The sequence below is a fragment of the Cereibacter johrii genome (assembly GCF_001720585.1).
Classification (GTDB): Bacteria; Pseudomonadota; Alphaproteobacteria; order Rhodobacterales; family Rhodobacteraceae; genus Cereibacter_A; species Cereibacter_A johrii.
In genome coordinates this window covers 1-6,133 of record NZ_MABH01000226.1, presented here as the reverse complement: position 1 = coordinate 6,133, position 6,133 = coordinate 1, and the positions used below count along the sequence as shown (strand labels likewise).

The following is a 6,133-nucleotide window of genomic DNA, read 5'->3' as shown; positions in this document are numbered from 1 at the left end:
GCTGCCGCCTCGCTGCCCGAGCGGGCCAGCGCGCGCGACCAGATCCGCCGCACCGAGGCCGCCGACCAGGGCAGCACCGCCTGCGTCACCCAGATCCGGGCCGCGGGCGGCAGGCGGTCATGGGCCAGCATCGGATGCTCGCGGACCCGGGTGCGCAGCGCCGTGCGCAGGTTGCGCCTCATGCCGCGCGGCCCCAGCGCGGGAACGGATCTTCCAGCGCCGTCCATGCCTCGGGCGCGAACCGGGTTTCGGGGACAAGGCAGCGCTCGAGCATGGCCGAGATCCGCGCCCGGTTCATCTGCCCGAGCATCCCGATGAAGACCATCTCCTGCCGCCGGTCGCCGAACTCTCCGGCCACGCGCGCAGCCATCCGCTCGTGCGCCTCGGGCGGCCAGTGCGCCTCGGGCACGGCCGCCCACCAGAGGCCGAGCCCCTTCACCTCCACCATCGGCCCCGCCACCGAGAACTCGCCCGCCCAGTCGGGGCGCGTCGCGATCCAGAAATGGCCCTTGGCGCGGATCACGCCGGGCAGCGGCGTGTCGAAGAACGCGGCGATCCGCGTGGGATCGAACGGCCGTTCGGCCCTCCAGACGAAGCTGGTGATGCCGTATTCGGCATCCTCGGGCACATGGTCGGCGTGGCCGTAGAGCTCCTTGACCCAGGTCGGATGGCGGTGCGCGGCCTCGAAGCTGAACCGCCCCGTGCCGACGATGGCGCGCGGCGGGACGCGGCCGTGATCGGTCTCGACGATCGCGGCATCGGCATTCAGCGCCCGCAGGATGGCCCGCGCGCTGGCGAGCTGCTCGGGCGTCGCGCTCGAGACCTTGTTCAGCACGATCACATCGGCGAACTCGATCTGCTCGGTCAGAAGCTGGACAAGGCTGCGCTCATCCTCCTCCGCCACCGCCGCGTCACGGTCCTTCAGGAAATCCTGCGCCGAAAAGTCGCGGGTGAGGTTGGCCGCATCGACCACCGTCACCATCGTGTCGAGCCGCGCGATGTCCGAGAGCGACCGGCCCGCCTCGTCGCGGAACTCGAAGGTGGCGGCGACGGGCAGCGGCTCGGACACGCCGGTGGATTCGATCAGCAGGTAGTCGAAGCGGCGCTCCTCGGCCAGCCGTCGCACCTCGGTCAGCAGGTCGTCGCGCAGGGTGCAGCAGATGCAGCCGTTGGTCAGCTCCACCAGCCGTTCCTCGCCGCGCGAGAGGCTGCCGCCCGCCCGGACAAGGTCGGCGTCGATGTTCACCTCCGACATGTCATTGACGATGACGGCCACGCGCAGCCCCTCGCGGTTGGCCAGAATGTGGTTCAGAAGCGTGGTCTTGCCGGCTCCGAGGAAGCCGGAGAGCACGGTCACGGGAAGGCGGGTATCGGTCAAGGCGGGCTCCTGTGGCGTCGAGTCGGGCATTTGATATAGTATAACATATCATGACTCAACGCGCCTGCGGCAGTCGGCGCATTGACGAGGCGCCCCCGGTCTGTCACCCCATGGCGCGACGGTTCCCGAGGGTCGCAAGGCCCGAGGGATGAAAAGGGAACGCGGTGAGGGGAAACCCGAGGCCGCGACTGCCCCCGCAACTGTGAGCGGCAAGCCGCCCCGACGGACACCACTGGCCCATGGCTGGGAAGGTTCGGGGACCGGCCACGACCCGCGAGTCAGGAGACCTGCCGTCGGGCGCATCCGCGCCGCCCCTGCCGGGAGACCGGCCAACCCCAAACGCCGTCGGGGATGACGGCCAGGAGGACGACATGCATATCGAACCCGGTCTGGTGACCGGAGCCAAGGCCATCGTGGGCTATGCTACCGCGGCGACCGCGGGCGGCTACGCGCTGAAGCTCGGCTGGGAGGCCCTGCGCGACACGGGCCTCGCCTCGCTCGCCCTGCGCAGCACCCTTGCCACGGCGGCGGTCTTTGCCTTCTTCGAGATCCTTCCGCACTATCCGGTCGGCGTCTCCGAGGTTCACCTGATCCTCGGCTCGACCCTGTTCCTGATCCTCGGCGCGGCGCCGGCGGCCTTCGGGCTGGCGTTGGGTCTCTTGATCCAGGGGCTGTTCTTCGCGCCCTTCGACCTGCCGCAATACGGGATGAACGTGACCACGCTGCTGGTGCCGCTCTTTGCCGTGCAGGCGCTGGCCGGCCGGATCATCGCGCCCCACACGCCCTATGTCGATCTGAAGTATCGTCAGGCACTGGCGCTGTCGACCGCCTATCAGGGGGGCGTGGTGGCCTGGGTGGCCTTCTGGGCCTTCCTCGGTCAGGGCTTCGGCGCCGAGAACCTGACCGCCATCGCAAGTTTCGGCAGCGCCTACATGCTGGTGATCCTGATCGAGCCGCTGGCGGATCTGGCGGTGCTGGCCGGCGCCAAGTCGCTGCGCGGCCTCGCCCGTTCGGGGCTTTTCACCCACCGGCTGCATCACTCGGCCTGACCGGGCGGCCCCTGCCGGGGCCGCTTCCGCCGCACCCGGATGCGGGCGCGGCGCACGACGTTTGGACGCTGGTGCCCGCCTTCGAGCGGGTGAAAAGGGAATGCGATGCGGCCCCAAGCGGGCCGTCGGCGCAGCCGCCCCCGCGACCGTGAACGGAGAGGGCGCCCCGAAGCCACTGGTCCCGCAGGGGCCGGGAAGGCGGGGTGCCCGTCGGGCCCCAGGCCCGGGATCCGCAAGCCGGGAGACCTGCCAGCCACGATGAAGCTCACCGGACGGGGTGTTCCGGCGACGGGTTCCGGTTTCCGGCTCTCGCCGCCTCTGCATGCCCTCCGGCCGACAGGGAAGGTGCGGATGCAGGAGGACAAGACCCGAGGGGCGCCGGACAGCGCGGCGATGCCACAGGAAAGCCGCCCTCCCGGCCAACCGATCGCCGCGCCACGGCCCGGACATGACGCGGGCGCCCGCCATGCGGGGCATGAGGCCCCCTCTTCGACCGGCCTGACGGGCCCCGAGGCCGAGGGCGGCCCGATGCCCGGGACGGGCTCCGGCCGGGGCCCTGTCACCGGCCGCTTCTTCCACCTGATTGCCGCAGAGACGCCATGACCATCCGTATCGACACCTGCCCGCCATTGCCCGAAATCGACGTGCCGCTGCTCGACCCGCCCCCGCCGCGGCGCGCGCGCGCCCTGATGATCCAGGGCACCAGCTCGGACGTGGGGAAAAGCCTTCTGGTGGCGGGGCTCTGCCGCGCCTATGCCCGCCGGGGGCTGAAGGTGGCGCCGTTCAAGGCGCAGAACATGTCGAACAACGCGGCCGTCGCCGCCGACAGCGACCTGCCGCCGGGACCGGAGGGCCCGCATTTCGGCGAGATCGGCCGCGCGCAGGCGCTGCAGGCCCGGGCGGCGGGGGTTCCGCCCTCGATCCACATGAACCCGGTGCTGCTGAAGCCGCAGGCGCTGGTCGGCTCGCAGGTGGTGCTGCGCGGCCGCGCGCTGGGGAACTGGCCGGCGAAACATTATCACGAGCTGAAGCCGCTGATGATGCCGGCCATCCTCGACAGTTTCGCCCGCGTGGCGGCCGAGGCCGACCTGATGATCGTCGAGGGCGCGGGGGCGGCGACCGAGGTGCACCTGCGCCGGTCGGACATCGCCAACATGCTGCTGGCAGAGGCGGCCGACCTGCCGGTGGTGCTCCTGACCGACAACGACCGGGGTGGCGCGCTGGCCGCCGTGGTCGGCAGCTGGATGCTCCACAGCGAGACGGAACGCGCCCGCATCCGCGGCTATATCGTCAACAAGTTCCGCGGCGACTTCGCGCTCTATGCGCCGGGGTGCGAGGTGATGACCGCCCACACCGGCTGGCCGCTTCTGGGCGTGGTGCGCTGGTTCGACGCGGCGACCCTCCTGCCGGCCGAGGATGCGCTGGCGCTGGCCCGGCCCCTGCGCAGCGAGGGCGCGGGGCTGCGGGTGGCGGTGCCGCAGCTCAGCCGGGTGGCGAACTTCGACGATCTGGATCCGCTCTCGTCCGAGCCGGGGGTGGAGCTGCGCTGGGTCCGCCCCGGCGAGCCGATCCCCGAGGGCACCGACGTGGTGCTGCTACCCGGGTCCAAGACCACCCGGCAGGCGCTCGAGGAGCTGAGGGCGAACGGCTGGGACACCGACATCCGCGCCCATCACCGCCGCGGCGGCCGGGTGGTGGGGATCTGCGCCGGCTTCCAGATGCTGGGGCACAGGGTGTGCGATCCGGACGGGATCGAGGGGCCTCCGGGCGAGACGGCGGGCCTCGGCCTTCTCGATGTCGAGACGGTCATCGGGCCGTCGAAACGGCTTCTGACACTGTCGGCCACCGACCTCCTCAGCGACACCCGCGTCACCGGCTACGAGATGCACATGGGGGTGACGACCGGCGCGGGCCTCGCCCGGCCGTGGCTGAGCCTCGACGGGCGGGCCGAGGGCGCGGTCTCGGCCGACGGGCGGGCGATGGGCAGCTATGTCCATGGCCTCTTCGGGGCCGATGGCTTCCGCGCGCACTGGCTGGGCGCCATGGGGGGCCAAGCCTCGGGGCTCGATCATGCGGCGCAGGTCGAGGCGGCGCTCGATGCGCTGGCCGCCCATCTCGAGGCGACCCTCGACCTCGACGCGCTGCTGGCGCTGGCGCGATGAGGGCCGGGGTGCGGCGGGCCCGGGCGATGGGGCGCGCGCAATGAGGGCGCGGCGGCTGATGGTGCTCGGCACCGGCTCGGACGTGGGCAAGAGCCTGCTCGTCGCGGGCCTTTGCCGCGCCTATGCCCGCCGGGGGCTGAAGGTGGCCCCATTCAAGGCGCAGAACATGTCGAACAATGCGGCCGTGACGGTGGACGGCGGCGAGATCGGGCGGGCGCAGGCCCTGCAGGCCCGCGCATCGGGGCTCGCGCCCGTGACCGACATGAACCCGGTGCTCCTGAAGCCCGATACGGATGTGACGGCGCAGGTCGTGGTGCAGGGCCGGGTTCATGCCCGGCTCTCGGCCGCCGACTACCAGCGGCGGAAGCCGGCCCTGCGGCCGCGCGTGGTGGAAAGCCTCGACCGGCTGTCCGAGGGGCGCGATCTGGTGCTGATCGAGGGCGCGGGCAGCGGGGCCGAGCGCTACCTGCGGCCGCAGGACATCTCGAACATGGGGCTTGCCACGGCGGCCGACCTGCCCGCGGTGCTGCTGGCCGACGACTCGCGGGGCGGCGTGACGGCGGCGGTTCTGGGGCACCATCTGCTCTGGGCCCCGGCCGAGCGGGCACGGGTGGCCGGCGTCATCGTGAACAAGTTCCGCGGCGATCCCGCGATCTTCGCGCCCGCCGCCGAGGATATCCGGCAGGCGACCGGATGGCCTGTGCTGGGCCTCCTGCGTTGGTCCGAGGCGGCGCGCGCGCTGCCGGCCGAGGATTCGCTGGCGCTCGATGCGGCGCGGGCCCCGGGCCGCGGCCTCGTCATAGCCGTGCCCGAACTGCCGCGGATGGCGAATGCCGACGACCTCGACCCGCTCGCGGCCGAGCCGGGGGTGGACCTGCGCTGGGTGCGCCCCGGCCATCCGCTTCCCGCCGAGGCCGCTGCGGTGGTCCTGCCGGGCTCGAAATCCACGCGGGCCGCGCTGGACGCCCTGCGGACCGAGGGCTGGGACATCGACCTGCGCGCCCATATCCGCCGCGGCGGCCGCGTGGTGGGGATCTGCGCGGGCTTCCAGATGCTGGGGCGCCGGGTGCGCGACCCGGACGGGATCGAGGGGCCGCCGGGCGAGACCGAGGGCCTTGGACTTCTGGATGTGGAAACCGCGATCGGTCCGGCCAAGCGGCTCTCGGAGATCGCCGCACTGGATGCGATCAGCGGAACGCGGGTGAGCGGCTACGAGATGCACATGGGGGTGACGGACGGCGCGGGGCTTCGACGCCCTTGGCTGAGCCTCGACGGCCGGCCCGAGGGCGCTCTTTCACCGGATGGCCGGGTGGGCGGCACCTATCTGCACGGGATCTTCGGCTCCGGTGCCTTCCGGGCGCAATGGCTTCGCGCCCTGGGCGGCGCCGGATCGGCCGAGGATCACGCCGCACGGATCGAGACCATGCTCGACCGGCTGGCGGACGGGATCGAGGCGGACCTCGATCTCGACGCTCTGCTGGGCCTCGCGCGGTAGCCTGCCGCGGGTGCCTCCCGACCCCGGCCGGGTGCGACCCACGGCCGGC

5 protein-coding genes and 2 riboswitches are annotated in these 6,133 nt (G+C 72.3%); of the genes, 3 read left to right on the top strand and 2 right to left on the bottom strand.

The window, feature by feature from the left end:
• Both A9O63_RS18875 and A9O63_RS18870 read right to left on the bottom strand, forming a co-directional pair.
• The coding region (locus A9O63_RS18875; RefSeq protein WP_069333290.1) for a DUF6525 family protein at window positions 1-182 on the bottom strand (182 nt) is incomplete at its 3' end.
• The gene (locus A9O63_RS18870; protein ID WP_069333289.1) at window positions 179-1,378 is read right to left on the bottom strand and encodes a GTP-binding protein; all 1,200 of its coding nucleotides are present in this window, start codon (window positions 1,376-1,378) and stop codon (window positions 179-181) included. The genes A9O63_RS18870 and A9O63_RS18875, both read right to left, overlap by 4 nt.
• A 102-nt stretch (window positions 1,379-1,480) precedes the next feature.
• Window positions 1,481-1,687: riboswitch (cobalamin riboswitch) on the top strand.
• A 62-nt stretch (window positions 1,688-1,749) separates the two neighbouring features.
• Between A9O63_RS18870 and A9O63_RS18865 the strand changes: the two genes are divergently transcribed.
• From A9O63_RS18865 to A9O63_RS18850, 3 genes are all read left to right on the top strand, one after another.
• Window positions 1,750-2,427 carry an energy-coupling factor ABC transporter permease gene (locus tag A9O63_RS18865; protein ID WP_069333288.1) on the top strand — a complete coding sequence of 226 codons (678 nt, stop codon included), beginning with the start codon at window positions 1,750-1,752 and terminating at the stop codon, window positions 2,425-2,427.
• A gap of 52 nt (window positions 2,428-2,479) precedes the next feature.
• A riboswitch (cobalamin riboswitch) is annotated at window positions 2,480-2,695 on the top strand.
• A gap of 331 nt (window positions 2,696-3,026) precedes the next feature.
• Window positions 3,027-4,589 carry a cobyric acid synthase gene (locus A9O63_RS18855; protein ID WP_069333286.1) on the top strand — a complete coding sequence of 521 codons (1,563 nt, stop codon included), beginning with the start codon at window positions 3,027-3,029 and terminating at the stop codon, window positions 4,587-4,589.
• A 40-nt stretch (window positions 4,590-4,629) separates the two neighbouring features.
• A complete protein-coding gene (locus A9O63_RS18850; protein WP_069333291.1) occupies window positions 4,630-6,084 on the top strand; it encodes a cobyric acid synthase in 1,455 nt (484 codons plus the stop codon).
• Window positions 6,085-6,133: the final 49 nt, after the last annotated feature.